Origin of the sequence: Gilvimarinus chinensis DSM 19667 (assembly GCF_000377745.1) — a bacterium.
Taxonomy (GTDB): domain Bacteria; phylum Pseudomonadota; class Gammaproteobacteria; order Pseudomonadales; family Cellvibrionaceae; genus Gilvimarinus; species Gilvimarinus chinensis.
This window is the reverse complement of the sequence record NZ_KB898714.1, coordinates 1-20,657: the sequence shown is the minus strand read 5'-3', so window position 1 is coordinate 20,657 and position 20,657 is coordinate 1. Positions and strand designations below refer to the sequence as shown.

Genomic DNA, 20,657 nt, shown 5'->3' with positions numbered 1-20,657 from the left:
GCGTCAACGAGTGCCTAAGGCAACCGATCAAAAAGCATTTTGGCCAAGTCCGTGTTGTCTTTATGCCCTGCAAATGTCTCAGCGCCAACGCCCATGGCCATTACCGCTACATCACCACCGGTATGGCCCGACGTCGTCCACCCAGTCACACTGGCTTTATCAATAGCGGCTAATACTTGCTCTCTAAGCTCAGTTGTAGCGTTATTTTTTGCTGTTTTTGCCTCACTGCGCAGCACTTTTAAACGCGCTTGGGCAAGTATCGCCTGCTCGCTCTCATCCAATTGAATAGAGGTTAATGATTGCCAGCTTGCGTACCAATCCGAAGCCGTTAATAACGTTTGCGTGATCACATTCGCTGAGGCCTTTACACCTCTCACGACATCAGCTCGCCACTGATAGTCACCGTCGCTGCCCATACTCAAACCGCCCGTGGAATGGTCAGCGGTGACCACCACCAACGTATCAGGCTGTTCACTGACATAACGACTCAGCAGTTTCAGGGTCTCCTCGGTATCGCGCATTTCGTGCATGGCACAAGCGATATCATTGGCATGGCCGCACCAATCAATCTGGCTGGCTTCTACCAACATAAAAAATGGCTTTTGGGGGTCAAGCAGGCGCAAGGCTGTTTCGGTTAAAAAAGCCAACCGGCGCGGCTCGTCACTATCGATACGAAAAGGTAACCCTTTATCCGCCAGCAGGGCTAACGCAGGGGGCGTTTGAATGGCTGCCACACCGTCATAGGTATCGGCATAGGTATAACCCAGCGACTCAAACTCTGTAACCAGATTGCGGTCGTCCCGTAAAAAATACCGTTGGCCGCCGCCAAACAAAATATCGACCCAGGGTTTACCTTGATAACGGCGATCAATGTACTGGTCGGCGATCTCATTGTACTTATTTCGACTGTCTATATGCGCCGCAAAGCTTGCGGGTGTGGCATGATTAATTTGGCTGGTAACAACCATAGCCGTTTGGTAGCCCTTTTTCTTCGCCCGCTCCAGTAAGGTTTCGACGGGTTGTTTATTAAGGTCCACACCAATCGCGCCATTGTAGGTTTTAATGCCCGCAGCCAAAGCCGTGGCACTGGCGGCCGAATCGGTCACTTGATTGACATCGTCGGGGTGGGTACTGGCGCTGCCTTGCAGGTGACGATCAAACCAGGTGGCTTCCAGCTCTGGGGTAGTCGGGTCATCCTGAAAATGCCGATAAGCGGATAGGTATTCCATCCCCATGCCGTCACCAATCACAAAAATAATGTTCTGCGCCTGAGCGAAGGTACAACTGGTCACCATACAGGCAGCGACAAACCATTTCATATTCACTTCCCCAGCAAAAATGTAGGGGCATAGTGTAAAGGGTTTAAGTGACATCGTTGTAACAATTTCAGTCAGTCGATGGAGCCCCAACACCACTTATATCGAACAAAGTTTAACCAGAGCACCATAAATGCAAACGTCTAGATTCACGCAAAAGGCCACTAAAAAACCTTGTAACGGATTACTTGCTCTTCCCTGACAAGTCAATTAGTGTAAACGAACACTTAATAAGAATAATGTGGAGTACCTACTATGAGTTTCGCCTCTCAAGATGCGGCGCGGGCCTATTGGCGTGCAAACATCCGCTGGCTATTAATTTTGCTCAGTATCTGGTTTGTCGTCTCATACGGCGCCGGCATTTTATTTGTCGATCAACTGAACGCTATACGACTGGGCGGCTTTAAGCTCGGCTTCTGGTTTGCCCAGCAAGGGTCAATCTACACCTTTGTGGTTTTAATTTTTGTTTACGTCCGGGTTATGAATCAGCTGGATCGCAAATTCGGCGTTGAGGAGAAGTAACCATGGATGTACAAACCCTCACGTTTATTATCGTCGGTATTACTTTTGCGCTGTACATTGGTATTGCAGTGTGGGCACGCGCGGCAAGCACGAAAGAGTTTTACGTGGCCGGCGGCCATGTGCCCCCGGTTGCCAACGGTATGGCCACCGCCGCCGACTGGATGAGTGCCGCTTCATTTATCTCAATGGCCGGAATTATTTCGTTCTCGGGTTATGACGGCAGTGTGTATTTGATGGGCTGGACCGGCGGCTATGTGCTGTTAGCGCTGTGTTTAGCGCCTTACCTGCGTAAATTCGGCAAATTTACCGTGCCGGATTTTATCGGCGACCGCTATTACTCCCAAACGGCGCGAACCGTCGCGGTTATTTGCGCAATATTCGTTTCGTTCACTTACGTTGCCGGACAAATGCGCGGTGTGGGCGTGGTGTTCTCCCGCTTCCTTGAAGTGGACATCACCTGGGGCATTATTATCGGCATGGGCATTGTGTTCTTTTACGCTGTGCTCGGCGGCATGAAAGGTATTACCTACACTCAGGTGGCGCAGTATTGTGTGTTGATTTTTGCCTTTATGGTACCGGCCATTTTTCTCAGCATCATGATGACGGGCTCCCCTATTCCGCAAGTGGGCATGGGCAGCACGGTCACCGATGGCAGCGGCCAGTTTCTTCTGGATAAACTAGACGGACTGAGTACGGAGCTGGGCTTTAACGCCTATACCGAAGGGAAAAAATCCACCATCGATATGTTTTTTATTACCGCCGCCCTGATGGTGGGAACGGCCGGCCTGCCTCATGTGATTGTGCGCTTTTTTACCGTACCCAAGGTGCGTGATGCCCGTAAGAGCGCGGGCTGGGCGCTGATTTTTATCGCCATTTTATACACCACGGCGCCAGCGGTAGCTGTTTTTGCGCGGGTCAATATGGTGGACACCATCAACGGCCCCGAGTCGCAAGGCGTGGCTGCCAGCGAGGCACCCGAGTGGATTTCTAATTGGGAAACCACCGGCCTTGTCAGCTGGGAAGATAAAAACAACGATGGCCGGATGTTCTACAGTGGCGATGAACGCAATGAAATGACCATTGACCGCGACATCATGGTGTTGGCCACACCGGAAATCACCGAGCTTCCCGCCTGGGTTATCGCTCTGATTGCCGCCGGTGGGGTGGCCGCCGCGCTGTCCACCGCCGCCGGACTATTGTTGGTGATATCCACGTCCATCTCCCACGATTTGCTGAAGCGAAATTTAATGCCCAATATCACCGAAAAGCAGGAGTTACTCTTTGCGCGGTTGGCCGCCGCCGTCGCGGTAACCGTAGCCGGTTATCTGGGCATTAATCCGCCGGGGTTTGTTGCCGAGGTGGTCGCTTTTGCCTTTGGCTTGGCGGCGTCCAGTTTCTTCCCCGCGATTATCATGGGTATTTTCTTTAAGTCCATGAATCGCGAGGGCGCAATTGCCGGCATGGTGACGGGTATTTTGTTTACCGCCACCTACATTTTCGTGTTCAAAGGCATTTTTATGGAGCCCCTGTTACCCAACACCGCCGAATACTGGCTGCTGGGTATTTCTCCCGAGGGGATCGGCACTCTGGGCATGCTGATTAACGTAGCCGTTGCACTGCTAGTGTGGAGCTTTACCAAACCCGCGCCGGCCGACGTGCAAGAGATGGTGGAATCCATTCGCTACCCTGAGCAACTGGGCGAACCCACCGCTCCGCCTGCACCACACTAGCTTTCCTGCCTGTCTAATAAATGGGTAACGCTTAACCAAGGCATAAAAAAACCGGGCTCGATAGCCCGGTTTTTTATTCTCTCACCGCAGCGGCGTTAACGCACCGAGACCTGAAAAGAATCCACCAATTGGTGCAAAGTCACGGCCGTGTTTTGCAGTCGGTCAGAGCTGCCCCGCAACACTCGATACACCTGCGACATGGTGCCGCTGGAACTGGCCACCTCCCGTACCCGTTCGCCGCTTTGGCGACTGCTTTGTTCAATTTGCTGAATCGCGTTAAACATATTCGCCACAATCTCATGCAGTTCGCTGTTATCGGACGAGGACGCTTCGGCCAGTTTTAAGCCGCGGTCTACATCCTCAATACTGGTTTCCATATAGCGCGCGGCTTCCTGCGACTCGGACTGAATGGTTAAAATTTTATGGCTGATTTCATCGGCCACTTTAGCGGTGCGCCCCGCCAGCGAGCGAACCTCTTCGGCCACCACAGAAAAGCCCCGACCATGCTCCCCGGCGCGCGCCGCTTCAATGGCCGCATTCAGAGCCAGTAAATTCGTCTGCTCGGTAATACCACCAATCATCGTCACCATACTGGCAATTTCGCTGGCCTGGGCATTAAGGCTGTGAATGGTTTGCGCCGAGGTTTCCACCACCGAGCGAATCGACTGGGTGCCTGTTTGTACCGCGGCCAATTGCTCCCGCGCCTGCTCTACCACCTCATCCATAGTTTGCTTCATGCGATCAGCGGTTTCGCTGGCGGTGGTAATGTCCCCTATTTGCGATTCGATTAAGTGCAACATTTGCTCAATGGACTGACACACGGTTTGCGACGTTTCGCGGGCCTCGTCGTTGCGGTTCATCATTTGGTCACTGTTGCTTTTAACATCCCGAGCCGCGCCGATCACTTCGCCGACAATGTTATCCAGGTTGTCGATAAAGCTATTGGTCCAACGCCCCAAATCGCCGGTTTCGTCGGCGGCCAAACGCTTGGTATCCAAACGCTGACGCAGGTTACCACCACCCTCGGCGATGGTATGAATCATTTCCGTCATTTTGCCAATACGCCGCGCCAGGCGCCTGGGGCCGCGCTGCCGAAAGAACATACCCGCCGCGACCAGCAAACCACCGGTGGCAAGATTGATACCCCACAAAGGCAAATCAGAATAAGCGTGCAACAGCGCGTTACCGCCAAACCCAACCAACACCGACAAAATATACAAGCGCATCATTAAGTAGGTGACCGAGCGAAAGCGATACACTTCTTCAAGATCACCTTCACACATCATGCCCCAGCGATCTGGCGAGCCTTTTAAGCTAAACGTCACACCCTTACCAATAACCGGAATATGGCGGTAATCGGAATAACCCGGGTAAGTCACAAACAAATTACTGCCGTTGCGCATGGTTTCACGCACGCCCGGATGCAGTTGGCCGGTGGCAGGATCGGTAAAGCGAATTTCAAACTCGGTATGCTCGCGCACACTGACCGTACCGTAAGCGGTATGGATACCGGATTTTAAATTTTCACCGTGGGAAAAGGTGCTGTCTTCAAAACGCGAACGGGACAGCGCCGTGCCTGGCTGCACGGCCGAATCAAAATTAGATTCCACCATAAACAGATAGTTATCACCGGACTCGGTAAAAATATGCCCGGCTTCCCGTTGAATCAAATCGCTGAGTACGTCATTAGGGTAACGCGCGCACAAACTGCCAGGGGCCCCGTTAGCCAGTGTCACTGGCAAATAGAACATCATGGTGACGGCATCGTGAAACTTAGAGCTGGATGGGCCAATGGCTTCGGTCAGCTTGTCCACATAGGGGCCATGCAAAAAAGGCTCGGCTAAGCCCGAGGCGACCGCTTTGCTGTTCAAGTCCCGCGCATTTTTATGCGCGGGATAGGTGGTTTCCACTACCTCGCCGGTGGCGTCAATTAAAAACAGCTCGGAGCAGTCTTTCATACGCTGCAACTGACGCGGTAAAACTCCGCCCGGGTCGCTGTCGTCCTGCCCCAGCCGTGCTGCCACGCTATCAAGGTGTCGCCATTGGGACTCCACCCATTGGTGCATCAATCGAATTCGGGTATTGGCGATGGATTCAAACGCCTGTTCCATCAAGGCGTAACGGCTACGGTTTAACCAACAAGACCAACTCATGTTGAGCTTGCCGTTAACCCCAAACCAGTTAAGCCAGCTTTTTTCGCTGGCAGAAAGATTCATTCTGTCACTGTGTAAGTTCATGGCTTTTTCTCTGCGGTAGCGACTCTTAATGGTCGTCATGTCAGGGCTCAAAGCCCCATAAGGCAAAAAAGAAACAGCAGAAAATGCGCCAAGTTTTACGGATTAAATCAAGGGGCAAGAAGGGATATTGAGGCGTGCACGCACCAACAGCACGCAAGCGGCGTACCAGTGTATAGCAAAACGCCCCAATAAGGGGCGCTAAATTGCAGTATTAAAATTGATAACGCTTAACGACTGAAGACGACCGTTTTGCTGCCATTGAGCAACACACGGTGTTGGGCATGCCAGCGCAAAGCGCGATTGAGAACTACCGCTTCAATATCACGGCCAATTTCGGCCATCTCATCAGGGGAGTTCACGTGGGATACGCGCTCCACCGCCTGCTCGATAATCGGCCCCTCGTCCAAGTCGGCGGTTACATAGTGCGCCGTCGCCCCAATAAGTTTTACCCCACGTTCGTAGGCCTGATGGTAGGGCCGCGCGCCTTTAAAACCGGGTAAAAACGAGTGGTGAATATTGATGGCTCTGCCTTCCAGCTTACGGCACAAGTCATCGGACAAAATTTGCATGTAGCGCGCCAGCACCAAACAATCTGCTTCAGAGTTTTGCATCAACTCAAAAATGGCTTCTTCTTGTTGCGGTTTAGTGTCCGGGGTGATGGGTAAATAATGGAAAGGCAACTCATACCATTCTGTCAGCGGTCGCATAACTTCATGGTTAGACACTACGCCGACGATATCTACGGGCAAAGAACCCACTTTCCAGCTGTTCAGCAGGTTACTCAAACAGTGTCCCCACTGCGAAACCGCAATCAATACTTTAGGTTTACAGTCGCTGTCGCTGACCTGCCAATCCATGTTGTATTGCTCGGCAACCGGGGCGAACATCTGCTCCACCATTGGCAGTGAGGTATCGGCCGGACACTCAAACACCGTGCGCATAAAAAAACGTTTTTCATCCGTGTCTTCAAACTGCGAGGACTCGCTAATATTAAAGCCGCGTTCGGCGAATAAAGTCGCAACCCTTGCCACTAAGCCAAGGCTATCCTGGCAACTGAAAGTCAACACTATCTCTCGCACACTGGCCATGCCGGTCTCCATCGGTTTTTTGCCGCGCCAAGCCTATAGCAAGCGCTGAAAACTCGCAACCGGAGCTGGCTTATAAAAGCCACCATAAAATCACCGGTAAAACCGCAAACGCCAGTACGGTAGAGGCAACCACCATCGCCGCCACCTCTTGAGGGTCACGCTCGTATCTAAGGGCCAGCAAGTAGGTAAACACTGCCACTGGCATGGCTGACTGCAGCAGCACGACTCCGCGTTCCACACCGGTTAACCCCAAACCTAATGCGACTACCCAACCGACCAGCAAGCCGCCACCAATACGTAAAACACTATAAATAACACTGCGGTGCCAGCGTTTAACTTTCAAACGCCCGAGCGAGACACCAAGGGTAATCATCATCAGGGGAATGGCAAAACCACCCAATAAGTCCACGGTATTAGCGATCCATTTGGGCAAGCCGACGTCCGCTAACAACACGGCGATACCGATCACCATGGCCCACAGCACGGGCTGGCGAATCACCTGCGACGCGGTACGCCGCCAATCGCCGGAACCGGCCACCAGGGTAATACCGAAGGTAAAGGTGCTGAGCACCATAACCAGAAAATAACCCAGCGCTAGCGCCAGGCCCTGATCGCCAAACGCGAACAGACAAACGGGCAACCCCATGTTGCCATTATTAGGAAGGATTAACGGTGGTAAATAGGTCGCCAGCGGCTGCCCCGACAAACGCAAAATCACGGCGCCGATAATACCGGTAAAAAATATAGTCAGCGCGGCGGCCAAAGCCACCCGGGAAATACTGGCAAGCTCTACATCGGTGTGCGCCAAAGACGAGACAATCAAACACGGGGTGCCGATATTCATCACCAACTTACCGATAAAATCCGACGGATACTCGGCGCCGCTTTTCGCCCAAACCACACCGATAGCCGTAGCAATAAAAACCGGTGCCAACACGGGCATGAGAGTGAGTAACAGCATAGAAACACAGTAAGAAAGGAGGTTTAGCCCATACTACCATGTAACCTTCCGCTCCCCCCGTGAATCAAATGGGTGTTTTGCGCAAATTTACCCTACAATGAGCCGATGATTTCAGTAACAGGAAGTAACAGGCCAATGAAAAAGACGCTTCAACCGCTAATTTCACTCACAGCTTTCTTCGTCACTGCGTTGCTCTCATCAACAGCAGGAGCCGATGATACCAATATAGAGCTGAAGCTCGGCGCTTTTGCTCAAACCACCGATGCCACAGTGTCCGCCGCACGCGATGGCGGCGAAGGTACCGACCTGAGCTTGCAGACACTTGGGCACAACGACTCCGAAACCAACTTTTGGTTTAGCGGTACGTGGCAATTTTCCGAGCGCTGGCAGCTGTGGGGCAATATTTCTCAGTTCGATAGCCAGGGCAGCATTGACCGCAACTTCTACTTTGAGTTTGGCGATATCGATATTCCTACGGACATTGAATCGGTGGACGGGAACCTTCAAGTCGACTCAACCTTTAACGCGGACCTTTATATCCTCAACTTAGGCTACCAACTCTATAAAACCGAAACCGTCAAAATAGATGCAGGCCTTGGAGTTCATGTCGTCAAATTTGGTATGGACATAGATGCCACCTTGCTGGCGAATGAGCAAAGTGAGTCACTGGGGTCAGAATCCAGTGATGTAACCGCTCCTTTACCCAACATTGTGTTATTTGGGCAGTGGAACGTAACCAACCGAATCGAAGTCTCTTCCACCGTGGGATGGCTCTCTCTAGATTATGATGACTATGAAGGCGACCTCACCGCGCTGGAGGTCGAAATTGACTATGCCTTAACCAGCAACCTCGGCTTAGGCGCTGGTTACCGCTATATTGATTACGGCCTAACCAAGCATGGCGATCGTCTAACCAGCTCATTTGACAGTCTATTTGAGGGGCCAACCGTTTACGCCGTTATGCGCTTCTAAAGCCTCCGTTCGTCCAATTGATTCTGTTGAATAACCAACACGATTGTCATAAAAATTTATTCTAATCTGAGGGGCTCGCCCCCTCAGTGTCCACCCCCTCAGGGTTACACGGGCACACAAAGTTAGTGATCGCTCACAGCGGTACCTACCCACACCTTATCCACAAGAAAAGGCCTTGGTTCTTCACTTGCAATCGCCCCAAAACCGCATTATCTTGTATCCCGCTTCGGCAAAACACCCATATATAGGGTTTTAGAATCGTCGGCCACTATTGACTATTAAGCCTGCTAAGGTTAGTGGCCCACGCTACCCGCCCGAAGTCTACAGCACGAATCCAGGCTGTCATCAGCCTAAGGGGAGACTCTTAAGTCAGTCGCCTCAAATCCGATGTATCTTCGCCGCTTATCTCTAGGCGAAGCGCAGTAAACCGATACAACACGCTTGATATAGGCCATTCCAGGCAGCCTAGCCTGATCGAATTGGTCATTCTAAATAGACAGGGACCTTCGCGGAGAACTTAATGTATACAGAAACTGACCTGCCCCAAGTCGATAAGACGCAAACCGGCGCTCCAGCCGATACCCAGCATGACCTGGAAGCCACCGCTCCGGGCCAGCTGCGCGTGATAAAACGCAATGGCACCGTCGTCCCTTTTGACGTGAGTAAAATCGCCGTTGCTATGACCAAGGCGTTTCTTGCCGTTGAGGGTGGCACTGCGGCAGCTTCCAGCCGAGTGCACGAAACCGTCGACAATCTGACCAAGCAAATTACCGCGACCTTTAAACGTCGTATGCCCTCTGGCGGCACGGTTCATATTGAAGACATTCAAGACCAGGTAGAGCTGATTTTAATGCGCTCTGGCGAACACAAAGTAGCTCGTGACTACGTACTCTACCGCGAAGAGCACGCTCGCATGCGTGCTCAGAGTACGCCCGGCACAGCTACCGAAATACAAGAAGACCCGGATTACCCCACCCTGCAAATCACCTTGGACGACGGCAGCACCGCACCTTTGGATATGGCGCGCGTGCGCACCGTGGTCAGCGAAGCCTGCCAGGGCCTGGAAGATGTCAACGAGAAAGCCATTCTCGATGAAGCCATGCGTAACCTGTACGACGGTGTTTCTCTGAAAGATGTAAACACCTCGCTGGTGATCACCGCCCGCACTCTGGTCGAAAAAGAACCCAACTACAGCTACGCCACCGCACGCTTGCTGCTGGACAAATTGCGCGCCGAAGCACTGGGCTTTTTGGGTATTGCCGATGCTGCTACGCAAGCCGATATGGAAACTTACTACGCCCGCGCTCTGCCGGTGTATATCCGCAAAGGCGTAGAGCTGGAGCTGCTGGACCCCGAGCTGCTGAACTTTGACCTGGAAAAACTGGGTGAAGCCCTGCTGGCAGAACGCGACCTGCAGTTTACCTACCTCGGCCTGCAAACCCTGTACGACCGCTACTTTATCCACAGCGACGATGTGCGCATTGAGCTGCCACAAGTATTCTTTATGCGCGTGGCTATGGGCCTGGCCGTGGAGGAGGATAATCGTGAAGAACGCGCTATCGAGTTCTACCGCCTGTTAAGCTCATTCGATTACATGAGTTCAACCCCAACGCTGTTTAACGCAGGTACTTTGCGTCCGCAACTGTCCTCTTGCTACCTGACCTCTGTACCGGACAACCTGCACGGCATTTATGGCGCCATGCAAGACAACGCCATGCTGAGTAAATTCGCCGGCGGCCTGGGTAACGACTGGACTCCCGTGCGCTCGTTGGGTTCTTACATCAAAGGCACCAACGGTCGCTCTCAGGGTGTTGTACCCTTCTTAAAAGTGGCTAACGATACCGCCGTTGCGGTGAACCAGGGCGGTAAGCGCAAAGGCGCCGTCTGTGCCTACCTGGAAACCTGGCACATGGACATCGAAGAGTTTTTGGAGCTGCGCAAAAACACCGGTGACGACCGCCGCCGTACCCACGATATGAACACCGCTAACTGGGTTCCCGACCTGTTTATGAAGCGTGTGTTTGAAGATAAAGAGTGGACCCTGTTCTCGCCTAACGACGTGCCCGACTTGCACGATTTGTTCGGCACCGCATTTGAAGAGCGCTACACCCACTACGAGCAACTGGCCCGTGAAGGCAAAATCAAACTGCACAAAAAACTCAAAGCCGTAGACCTGTGGCGCAAGATGCTGGGCATGCTGTTTGAAACCGGCCATCCCTGGATCACCTTTAAAGACGCCTGCAACCTGCGTAGCCCACAGCAACACGTTGGTGTAGTGCACTCGTCAAACCTGTGTACAGAAATCACCCTGAACACCAAGGCTAACGAAGAGATTGCCGTATGTAACCTGGGCTCGGTCAACCTGGCGCAGCACATTGTGGACGGCCAGTTAGATCGCGAAAAGCTCGCGGCTACTGTGAAAACCGCCATCCGCATGCTGGATAATGTGATCGACATTAACTACTACTCCGTGGACACCGCGCGCACCTCTAACCTGCGCCATCGTCCAATTGGACTTGGCCTGATGGGCTTTCAGGATGCGCTTTACGCTCAGCACATTGCCTACGGCTCGCCCGAAGCGGTTGAGTTTGCCGATGTATCCATGGAAGCCATCAGCTACCACGCCATCGAAGAGTCTTCAAACCTCGCCGTCGAGCGTGGCCGTTACAGCACTTTCGAAGGTTCTCTGTGGAGCAAGGGCCAACTGCCCATCGACTCCATTGAAACGCTCGCCGAGCAACGCGGCGCCGATTTCATTCAGCAAGACCGTACCCAACGCCTCGACTGGGATAGCTTGCGCGAGAAAGTCAAAACCCAGGGCATGCGCAACTCAAACGTGATGGCCATCGCCCCTACCGCGACCATTGCCAACATCACCGGAGTGAGCCAGTCCATCGAGCCTACGTATCAAAACCTGTACGTAAAATCGAACTTGTCAGGCGAATTTACCGTGGTTAACCCATCGCTGGTGCGTGACCTTAAAGCACAAGGCTTATGGGATGGCGTCATGGTCAACGACCTTAAATACTACGAGGGCTCACTGCAGAAAATTGACCGCATTCCTGCGGACATCAAACAACTGTACGCCACTGCCTTTGAGGTAGAACCACGCTGGATCGTAGAAGCCGCCAGCCGCCGTCAGAAGTGGATTGATCAGGCTCAGAGCTTGAACCTGTACATCTCTGGCGCCAATGGTAAGAAACTGGATGTGACCTATCGCATGGCGTGGTTCCAGGGTCTGAAAACCACCTATTACCTGCGTGCCCTGGCCGCTACCACCACGGAAAAGTCCACCATCAGCACAGGCTCTTTGAATGCGGTCTCCGCCGGTGGCGGCTCTGCTGCACCCAGTGCCGCACCTGTGGGCGCCAGCGCCGCCGAGCCGCAAGCGGCGCCTGTGCCTCAGGCCTGCTCACTGGACGATCCAGACTGCGAAGCCTGTCAGTAATTTTCTAGCCGCCCGACCCCGGTCGGGCGAACATGCACAAACGTTAAAGGATACTGTCACCATGTTGAGCTGGGACGATTTTAATACCGAAGAATCCGTACAACAGAAAAAAACCGCGCCCGTCGCGCCACCTAAAGCACCAGAGCCCGAAGCAGCCCCCCAAACGACAGCAGCCACACCAGCCAGCGATGTGGTAAAAGCCGCACGCGAATCGCTGGAGCACCTGGACGTTGCCCCCGGGCTGGAAGAGTTGGAAATGGGCGCCCAGCGTATTGAGGTTGACGACAAGCGCATGATCAACTGCCGCGCCGACCTGAATCAGCTGGTACCGTTTAAATACGACTGGGCCTGGCAAAAATATTTGGATGGCTGCGCCAACCACTGGATGCCCCAAGAGGTCAACATGACCGCAGACATCGCACTGTGGAAAAGCAGCGAAGGCCTGACCGAAGATGAGCGCCGCGTTGTGATGCGCTCGCTGGGTTACTTCTCGACCGCCGACTCTTTGGTAGCCAACAACCTGGTACTGGCGCTTTACCGCCTTATTACCAACCCCGAGTGCCGCCAGTACATTCTGCGCCAAGCTTTCGAAGAGGCTATTCACACTCACGCTTACCAGTACTGCATTGAGTCGCTGGGCATGGACGAAGGCGAAGTCTTTAACATGTACCGCGAACTGCCCTCGGTAGCCGCTAAAGCCGCCTGGAGCCTTAAACATACACAAGCCTTGGGCGATCCGACCTTTACCACGGGTACGGCCGAAACCGATCAAGAGTTACTGCGTAACCTGGTGGCTTTTTATGTAGTGACAGAGGGTATCTTCTTCTACTGCGGCTTTAGCCAGATTCTGTCCATGGGCCGTCGCAATAAAATGACCGGTGTGGCCGAACAGTTTCAATACATTTTGCGCGATGAGTCTATGCACCTGAACTTCGGTATCGACATCATCAACCAGATCAAACTGGAAAACCCCCACCTGTGGACCGCCGAGTTCCAACAAGAGGTAACGCAAATGGTGGTAGAAGGTGCCGAGCTGGAAATCGCCTACGCACGCGACTCCATGCCACGCGGCATTCTGGGCATGAACGCTGCCATGATGGAAGAGTATCTGCACTTTATCGCCAACCGCCGTTTGGCGCAGGTAGGCCTTAAAGAGCAATACCCGGGTGCGCAAAACCCCTTCCCCTGGATGAGCGAAATCATGGACTTGCGCAAAGAGAAAAACTTCTTCGAAACCCGTGTTATTGAGTACCAAACAGGCGGTGCCCTAAGCTGGGATTAATACGCAAGCGGCCCTACGGGGCCGTTTTTTCTGGAAAAACCATGGATAAAACAGAGAAAAAACCCGACCCGGAAGAGTTGCTGTTCACTTTGGATCAGCTTGAGCAAACCTCCGAAATCATGGCTAAAGTGATAGCGCGCTTAAAGCGTCAGCTCCATTTATTACAGCAATCACCATCGCCAAACAGCACCGCCAATAAACCTTGTACCAAGACGCCCCCTTCCGTTACGTCTAAACAGCGCCGTACACTTCACTAACTGCTATACTCGCCAAACACTCACAATGTACGACTGATGGTTTGAAGCGGCTGAACCTCCAAAAACACCCCAATCTTCTGCCAGTCATTCGCTGGGCGAAGCAAAGTGCTTGGCGTGCTGTCACCATTATAGTTCTGACAGTAATCGCCGTTCCTCCCTACGCGCTACAGCAGAATAAATTAACTGAATTGATGCTCTCCACCTACGGCGAAGAAGGTGCCCAATACCTTCGTGCGTGGTTTAATTTAATTGACACACAAAAAAACACCGACACTCAACATCAGCTTAAGAACGTTAATCAATTTTTTAATCTAGGCCTCACCTTTAGCGACGACCGCCTTTTGTGGAAAGAAAAAGATTACTGGGCGACACCCTTGCAAACCATGGGCGTGCGTGGCGGTGATTGCGAGGATTACACCATTGCTAAATATTTTTCATTATTAGAATTAGGCATTCCAGCCGAAAAACTGCGCTTAATTTACGTACGCGCCAATACCGGTGGCATTGTGCAAGCGCACATGGTGCTGGGTTATTTTGCCACACCCAATGATGAGCCATTAATTCTCGATAACTTGATCCCCAAGATACTTCCTGCCAGCCAAAGAACCGATTTAACCCCCGTGTTCAGCTTTAATAGCCAGGGCCTTTGGCTTGGCGGCAGCAAATCCACTTCCGACCCTACCGCCCGCCTTTCGCGCTGGCGCGATGTATTACAACGAATGCAAGCTGAAGGTTTTACATTATGAACAGTTCCCACAAGAGTCAAGAGGTAAAGCGTTATGTCGCTTATTAAACAGCTATGGATAGGCATCTGCCTGACTCTCATTCTGGCGCTAAGTGGTAGCTTTTTTATCAGCACATTAACCGCCCGAGAGTACCTAGAGCAGCAACTGCAACTTAAAAATATCGATAACGCCAATTCTCTCGCGTTATCGATTACGCAAATGGACAAGGATCCCGTCACCCTGGAGCTGTTGATCAGTGCCCAGTTTGACAGCGGGCACTACCAAAGCATCCGCCTGCTCGACCCAGAGGGAAACATCATTGTCGAACGGCACTATGAGGCACAGAGTTCGGATCAAACAGTACCCACCTGGTTTGCCAGCTTGCTCGACATTCAAGTGCAGCCGGGTATCGCTCAAATTCAGGATGGCTGGCAGCAATTCGCCACGCTTCACGTGCTCAGTCACTCACGTTACGCTCAGCAAGAGCTCTGGAACAGCAGCCTTAAACTGCTCGTGTGGTTAATGGTCGCCGGGATTATTTGCGGCTTAATCGGAACCATGGCACTCAAAATCATCACTCGACCATTGGGCCGGGTAGTGAATCAGGCAGAATCCATTGGTCAGCGCCATTTTGTTACCTCCAGCGAACCGCGTACGCAGGAGTTTCGCAAACTGGTGCGCGCTATGAATAAACTGTCTGCCAGCGTTAAAGCCATGCTAGAGAAAGAAACCGAAAAACTGGAACGTTTGCGTACCCAAACACAGCAAGATGAGGTCACCGGTCTGGCCAACCGCAACCATTTTTTAAATTTGCTAGACAGCATCCTGGGGCGAGAGGAAACCGCCCAAGACAATGCTATTTACATGGTAAGACTGCTGAATCTCAATGAAATCAATCAATCGTTGGGGCGCAACGGAGCCGATGCCTTATTGACGCTATTGGCTCGTCAACTTGACTCGTTTTCTGATGACCCCAATGCCATAGCCGGACGATTAAACGGAACCGATTTTGTTATCGTTGCTCCCTATCACGACAACCTGGAGCAAACCGCTAAAATCCTAAGCAATAAAATCATTACGGCCGCGCATCAACTGATTAACGAAAAAGTCGCAGGGAAAGATGTCGATGTCAGTACTCCTATAGCCGCCACGCTGCTCGACAGTAACTTGCCTCATGGCCAAATACTGGCCACTCTCGATGGACTGCTGGCATTAGCGGAACAGCGTGGAAATCGTGGTGTAGAAGTGGCCATAAAGGGCATGAGCCAACAGCGTAACCTCAATGACTGGCGCGATGCCCTTCACACCGCAATGGATCAACATGGGGTACGCCTGGGCGAGTTTGCGGTGCGTCACCAGAACGGCGATTTACTCCACTGGGAAAGCCCGGTTCGATTATTCCTGGAGCAACAGTGGCAAAGTGCAGGATATTTTGTCGGCTGGGCCAAACGGTTAGGCGTGTTGCCTCATATTGACTGGTTAGTGATCAACCAGGCATTGTCGAGTATTCAACAAAACAGCGAGCACTACGCTGTAAACATATCCGAGAGTTCATTATGTGACGCTGACTTTCGGACTAAGGTACGAGCTTTATTACAGCGACACACAGGCATCTGCCATCAGCTTTGGCTGGAATTTCCAGAGAGCTGCGCCATACGTCACCTGCCACAATTAAAGAATTTTTCCACCGAACTGAGACAATTAGGCTGTAAGGTTGGCCTGAAGCATGTTGGCCTCGAATTCACCAAAATACGGGAATTGGAAGGAATAGGTTTAGATTACCTTAAAGTAGACAGCGCTATTATTCGCGACTGTCATAACAATCCAACCAACCACGTTTTTATCCAAAGCCTGTGCGGTATTGGTCACTCACTGGGAACCATAATGATTGCAGAAGGAGTGGTCAGTGGGAAAGAACAGGAAACTTTAAATAAATTGAATATTGATGCATTCACAGGCCCATGCATCCGCTGAAATGAACACAGCGCCACAAGAGACAGACACTGTAGGGTTAAAGCCCTACAGTGTCTTCGTCATCGAAAAAACTTAAGCTATGCAACCGTTCACGTATCTGTTCTCGCTGCAGTAATTTAGCCTGAGCGGCATCGGGTAAATCTGTAAAACGAATTATGGACTTATCCACCAGCAGATTAATCACGTCTTCCATAACCCGAGCCATCTGTAGATCGCTATCCAGTAGCGACTGATAGGCCTCGGGCTGTAGGGTACGCATAAAACTCACAAGCTCAGGAGCATCTGCGGGCAGTAATTCAGAAAAGCCATCCGTGGCTTCTCGGCTTATGGCTGAAATCAACCCTTTAGAATCGCGCTTAACGTACATGGTCATTACTCTACTGAATAGTACCCATTAGCTAACAAAGAACTCATGATATCCACCGCTTCGGTACTCACATAATTTACACCACTAAGCGTGATTTGCTGGTCTTGTTGTGTGTAATTATCGCTACCCAAATTACCTTGTGAGCTTATATGAATTACCAGCTCTCCACTCGCTCCTTCAGAGAAATTCATATACGAAGATAAATCACCTCCCGCTAAACCATTAGACAAAAGATCCGTTAAGTCTAATGTTTCTCCGGTGAGATTTACGTTGAAATCAGCCACTACATCCTCTGCTGGTTGACCCGATGCGCCAACATCAGCCAATGACCATTCGAAGATATCACCGCCCCAATTTTCACTACCTCCGTATAAAACATCATTCCCTGCACCACCAACTAAAACGTCAGAGTTATTGCCCCCATACAAGGTGTCGTCACCGGCACCACCATAAAGCGAATCCATTTCGCTACCGCCGGACAGGGTATCGTCGCCATCGCCGCCATAAAGGGTGTCCTCGTTAGCTTGGCCTTCGAGGATATCATCGCCGCTTCCACCATGAAGTTCGTCATTGCCGGACTCGCCGTACAGAGTGTCGTTATCATCTCCGCCGAAAAGCTGATCATTTTGCGAGCCGCCGTACAGGGTATCCTCACCCGCACCACCATAGATTTGATCACTATCAGACTGACCGTAAATAGTGTCATCACCTTCTAAGCCATAGATGGTGTTTGCAAGCCATAAAGGGTAACCGCTTGAATCGTCAATAACATCATCACCAGCGGTTCCATAGATATCATCCGATATAATTATGGTAGAGATGGCTTCGTCACTGACATCCAATCCATCACTGACCGTAATCGCCAACTCGCGAGCAGTTGAGGACGCGACAGAACCATTTAGCGTCATCATACTCAGAGCTTGCTGATACGCTGCGTGAGAAGCATTACCTGTCAAAGTAGCTACGAAATTTGCACTGTCATAGCTAAAACTAATGCCACTCGGTAACGAACCATTAATACTTAACTGATCACCGGCCTGTGCATTACGGATTTCCACCCTTGCAGAAAGCAAAGTAGACGCATCAGTATCACTAATAGATAAATCGCTGTCGGTAATAGCCACTTGGGTATTGAGCTGCCCGTAGGCTTGGTAAGCATTACCTGTAGCAGTGCTGTCGTCAGAGTCCAAATCCAGCTCCGGTGCATTGTTTTCCGGCCGCACTTCTACCGGGACTCTGATCGAATCATAGCCTCCGTTACCATCAGTGACGGTGTAGGTAAATGAATCCTGGCCGAAGAAACCCGGATTTGGCGAATAGGTAACCGTGTTACCGTTGGTCGTAACCGTCCCATTAGCACCATTAGATACTGCACTAACATTCAAACTATCACCGTCTATGTCGTAATCATTTGCCAATACGTTGATGGTGATGGGTTGATCCTCGTTCGTAGTATGCGGGGCTCCTCGATATGAAACATTGCTTGGCGCCCATACATCTTGCCCCGATGGACCATACAAGCTTCCATCGAACACGTACTCTCCACCCTGATCCCAGTAATAAACCTCTACCTCGTGCCTACCAGCAGTCAACTCTGTTGTTTCAACGAAATTACTAGGTGAAGTAATAAAGTCAGCGGTAAATGTCTGTACACCATCGATAAAGATCACAAACCCGTCGTCGTGCGTGATGTTCAATGTGTAAGTACCTGCGGTGTCAACATCAAAAACACCGGCAAAGCGAACAATTGCATCGCCGCGGCTCTCCGTTGTATTACGCACTACAGAGGCCTCGTCACCACCATCTGCCAACCAACTTTCAAGGTTACTACCCGTTCCCAAATTCGCGCGATAGTCTGAGTCGCCCGAACGAGTACTGTAATTGAAGCCTGTAGATACAAATGTGGCATCAGGAGATTCACGCCCCGTAAAACCTATAACTTGGGCGACAGACTCTAGGTTAGGCCCATCCACACCTTCGTTGTACACCCAAAACTCAGAGGCAAATCCACCACGGGTTAAACCAGAGTCAGGTTCAGCTACAGGAGCGTCATTTACACCAGCGATATTTAACGTTGCAGTCGAGCTGAAGTTTTCGCCGGAAGTGTTAACGGTATAGTCAATAAATAGCTCTGCGTTATCGTCTGCACCAAGAAAATCAAACAAATGTTCCTCTTCGTTAATAAAAGTAACATTGCCATTGGCGTAAACCACCAACTCAGCGGATTGTAATGTCTCATTATGCGTAATCATAAAATGAGCGATTTCACCACTACCATTAGACTCTTGAGTAAAGGTAAAGTCTGAGGACGCATCTGCTCCGTTGATGCGGATACCTCCACCAGTTACGGCAGTAACCGATCCAACACCACTCTGCGGACCAGTGTTATCCAGTAAATTGAAGTCTCCTAAGCTGATATCCTGATTCTCAGTAAGATCAATGCTTTCGTCTCTATCTCTTGGAACATCCGTGCGGTCATTCACAATAGCAACATCAAGCGAAGCGCTATCGCTGAACTGGTTTCCATCACTCAATGTGTAAGTGAACCGATCAACCTGTTCCACAGCGGAGATAACAATAGAATCTATTAATGCATATTCGTTATTGGCCGTTGTATCAGCGGTTAAGCTCAACGCAAGATCACCATTTCCATCAAGCGTTGTCGTTACAGAAACGCGCGTAGTAGACTCATCCACAGGAGAGACGGCACCCACCTGACTACCGTTGGCAACAACCTCTAGGTAATCCTGACCACCACCAGATGTTTCCCAACCGCCGTCGACGTATAAGTCAAAACTGATCACAATTTCGGCGCCTGCCATGCCAGCACCAAAACTGTAAGCTCGTGAAGCCGTTCCGTCTCGATTAAGGAGCAACTGCCCGTTATACAAACTCGCACCACCTTCGTTCATCCAACCTTCGCCGCCCGTATCAAAATTATGTTCGGCCAAGTTGTGGTCAACCGGATTCACTAGGGTGTAAGTGTAATCACCAAAGCCAGACGAACTGCTATCCGTATTAACCTGCAGAACATTACCGTCGGCAGTTGTAATAGTTGTTTGCCCAGCCACACTATTGTTCACATTGCCACCAGCAATGAATACGGATAGAGATAGGTTATCCGGTAAGTTGCTGTCATCCGACAACAAGTTGCCACTAACTACCTCTGCATTACTACTGCTGTTACTGCCAGACTCAAGTGCCTCCTCATACACCTGAGCACTGTTATCGTTAAGATCAGGCACCAGGATACTGACTGTTGCAGTAGAAATATCGCCATCAGCATCGGTAATCGTATACTCAAAACTATCCTGTCCGGTGTAACCACTGTTCGGCGTATAAGTAAATGAGCCATCTGGATTAAAATTGAGTACGCCGTTGGTAGGAGCGCTAGACACACCGTAAAGGTTGTTGCCGTCTGGACTTTGAGTATCGTTAGAACTTACGTCCCCGTTCAGGTAAGTGGTATCCGCTGAAACTACAATGACATCATCAACGGCTACTGGAACATCATTCACCGACGTCACGCTGATCGTCAGCGTACCCACATCGGTCAGGCTGCCGTCGGTCACGGTGTAGTCCACCGTGTCGGTGCCGGTGAAGTTCGCCGCCGGCGTGTAGGTGTAGCTGCCGTCGCTGGCGATCACGATGGTGCCGCCCTCGCTCGTGGTGAACGTGCCCGCCACCACACTCAGGCTGTCGCCATCCAGGTCCGTGTCGTTCGCATCCAGATCCACGCTGCTCGTGAGCACCGTGTCTTCCGCGGTGCTGGCGCTGT

The 20,657-nt window shown here is 51.3% G+C and carries 14 protein-coding genes; 8 read left to right on the top strand and 6 right to left on the bottom strand.

Annotated elements, in window-relative coordinates:
- Window positions 1–14 precede the first annotated feature (14 nt).
- Window positions 15–1,319, bottom strand: a complete 1,305-nt coding sequence (locus D568_RS0117230; RefSeq protein ID WP_020210854.1) for an alkaline phosphatase — start codon at window positions 1,317–1,319, stop codon at window positions 15–17.
- A 252-nt stretch (window positions 1,320–1,571) separates the two neighbouring features.
- On the opposite strand from D568_RS0117230, the gene D568_RS0117225 reads away from it, so the two are divergent.
- Both D568_RS0117225 and D568_RS0117220 read left to right on the top strand, forming a co-directional pair.
- On the top strand, window positions 1,572–1,838 hold the full coding sequence (locus D568_RS0117225; protein ID WP_020210853.1) for a DUF4212 domain-containing protein: 267 nt from the start codon (window positions 1,572–1,574) through the stop codon (window positions 1,836–1,838).
- 2 nt (window positions 1,839–1,840) lie between these two features.
- Window positions 1,841–3,568 carry a sodium:solute symporter family protein gene (locus D568_RS0117220; protein WP_020210852.1) on the top strand — a complete coding sequence of 576 codons (1,728 nt, stop codon included), beginning with the start codon at window positions 1,841–1,843 and terminating at the stop codon, window positions 3,566–3,568.
- 95 nt (window positions 3,569–3,663) lie between these two features.
- Here the strand turns inward: D568_RS0117220 and D568_RS0117215 are convergent, their stop codons facing one another.
- The 3 genes from D568_RS0117215 to D568_RS0117205 form a co-directional block, all read right to left on the bottom strand.
- Window positions 3,664–5,844 (bottom strand): methyl-accepting chemotaxis protein, encoded by a 2,181-nt coding sequence (locus tag D568_RS0117215; protein ID WP_245551654.1) that lies wholly within the window; start codon window positions 5,842–5,844, stop codon window positions 3,664–3,666.
- Between the two features lie 188 nt (window positions 5,845–6,032).
- Entirely contained in the window at window positions 6,033–6,893 is an 861-nt protein-coding gene (purU, locus tag D568_RS0117210; RefSeq protein ID WP_020210850.1) for a formyltetrahydrofolate deformylase, read from the bottom strand.
- 70 nt (window positions 6,894–6,963) lie between these two features.
- The gene (locus D568_RS0117205) at window positions 6,964–7,854 is read right to left on the bottom strand and encodes an AEC family transporter (protein ID WP_020210849.1); all 891 of its coding nucleotides are present in this window, start codon (window positions 7,852–7,854) and stop codon (window positions 6,964–6,966) included.
- A gap of 135 nt (window positions 7,855–7,989) precedes the next feature.
- Here D568_RS0117205 and D568_RS0117200 point away from each other — a divergent pair, with 135 nt between their 5' ends.
- The 6 genes from D568_RS0117200 (at window position 7,990) to D568_RS0117175 (ending at window position 16,512) form a co-directional block, all read left to right on the top strand.
- Window positions 7,990–8,826, top strand: a complete 837-nt coding sequence (locus D568_RS0117200; RefSeq protein WP_020210848.1) for a porin family protein — start codon at window positions 7,990–7,992, stop codon at window positions 8,824–8,826.
- A gap of 520 nt (window positions 8,827–9,346) precedes the next feature.
- Window positions 9,347–12,274 (top strand): ribonucleoside-diphosphate reductase subunit alpha, encoded by a 2,928-nt coding sequence (locus D568_RS0117195; RefSeq protein WP_020210847.1) that lies wholly within the window; start codon window positions 9,347–9,349, stop codon window positions 12,272–12,274.
- A gap of 61 nt (window positions 12,275–12,335) precedes the next feature.
- Window positions 12,336–13,556, top strand: coding sequence for a ribonucleotide-diphosphate reductase subunit beta (locus D568_RS0117190; protein WP_020210846.1), 1,221 nt, complete (start codon window positions 12,336–12,338; stop codon window positions 13,554–13,556).
- Window positions 13,557–13,597: 41 nt separating this feature from the next.
- Window positions 13,598–13,813 carry a hypothetical protein gene (locus D568_RS0117185; RefSeq protein ID WP_020210845.1) on the top strand — a complete coding sequence of 72 codons (216 nt, stop codon included), beginning with the start codon at window positions 13,598–13,600 and terminating at the stop codon, window positions 13,811–13,813.
- A gap of 41 nt (window positions 13,814–13,854) precedes the next feature.
- Window positions 13,855–14,559, top strand: a complete 705-nt coding sequence (locus D568_RS0117180; protein WP_020210844.1) for a transglutaminase-like cysteine peptidase — start codon at window positions 13,855–13,857, stop codon at window positions 14,557–14,559.
- A gap of 33 nt (window positions 14,560–14,592) precedes the next feature.
- Window positions 14,593–16,512 carry a bifunctional diguanylate cyclase/phosphodiesterase gene (locus tag D568_RS0117175; RefSeq protein WP_020210843.1) on the top strand — a complete coding sequence of 640 codons (1,920 nt, stop codon included), beginning with the start codon at window positions 14,593–14,595 and terminating at the stop codon, window positions 16,510–16,512.
- A gap of 37 nt (window positions 16,513–16,549) precedes the next feature.
- On the opposite strand, the gene D568_RS0117170 is transcribed toward D568_RS0117175, so the two are convergent.
- Together D568_RS0117170 and D568_RS20575 are read right to left on the bottom strand one after the other, a co-directional pair.
- Window positions 16,550–16,879, bottom strand: a complete 330-nt coding sequence (locus tag D568_RS0117170) for a hypothetical protein (protein ID WP_026287119.1) — start codon at window positions 16,877–16,879, stop codon at window positions 16,550–16,552.
- 5 nt (window positions 16,880–16,884) lie between these two features.
- A partial coding sequence (locus tag D568_RS20575) for a tandem-95 repeat protein (protein WP_020210841.1) occupies window positions 16,885–20,657 on the bottom strand: 3,773 nt, incomplete at its 5' end.

Bases quoted from the DNA above. Each gene is read 5' to 3' on its own strand.
- D568_RS0117195 (WP_020210847.1), top strand. From the start codon at position 9,347: ATGTATACAGAAACTGACCTGCCCCAAGTCGATAAGACGCAAACCGGC.
- D568_RS0117200 (WP_020210848.1), top strand. From the start codon at position 7,990: ATGAAAAAGACGCTTCAACCGCTAATTTCACTCACAGCTTTCTTCGTC.
- D568_RS0117185 (WP_020210845.1), top strand. From the start codon at position 13,598: ATGGATAAAACAGAGAAAAAACCCGACCCGGAAGAGTTGCTGTTCACT.
- D568_RS0117170 (WP_026287119.1), bottom strand. From the start codon at position 16,879: ATGTACGTTAAGCGCGATTCTAAAGGGTTGATTTCAGCCATAAGCCGA.
- purU (WP_020210850.1), bottom strand. From the start codon at position 6,893: ATGGCCAGTGTGCGAGAGATAGTGTTGACTTTCAGTTGCCAGGATAGC.
- D568_RS0117220 (WP_020210852.1), top strand. From the start codon at position 1,841: ATGGATGTACAAACCCTCACGTTTATTATCGTCGGTATTACTTTTGCG.
- D568_RS0117215 (WP_245551654.1), bottom strand. From the start codon at position 5,844: ATGACGACCATTAAGAGTCGCTACCGCAGAGAAAAAGCCATGAACTTA.
- D568_RS0117230 (WP_020210854.1), bottom strand. From the start codon at position 1,319: ATGAAATGGTTTGTCGCTGCCTGTATGGTGACCAGTTGTACCTTCGCT.
- D568_RS0117190 (WP_020210846.1), top strand. From the start codon at position 12,336: ATGTTGAGCTGGGACGATTTTAATACCGAAGAATCCGTACAACAGAAA.
- D568_RS0117225 (WP_020210853.1), top strand. From the start codon at position 1,572: ATGAGTTTCGCCTCTCAAGATGCGGCGCGGGCCTATTGGCGTGCAAAC.
- D568_RS0117205 (WP_020210849.1), bottom strand. From the start codon at position 7,854: ATGCTGTTACTCACTCTCATGCCCGTGTTGGCACCGGTTTTTATTGCT.
- D568_RS0117175 (WP_020210843.1), top strand. From the start codon at position 14,593: ATGTCGCTTATTAAACAGCTATGGATAGGCATCTGCCTGACTCTCATT.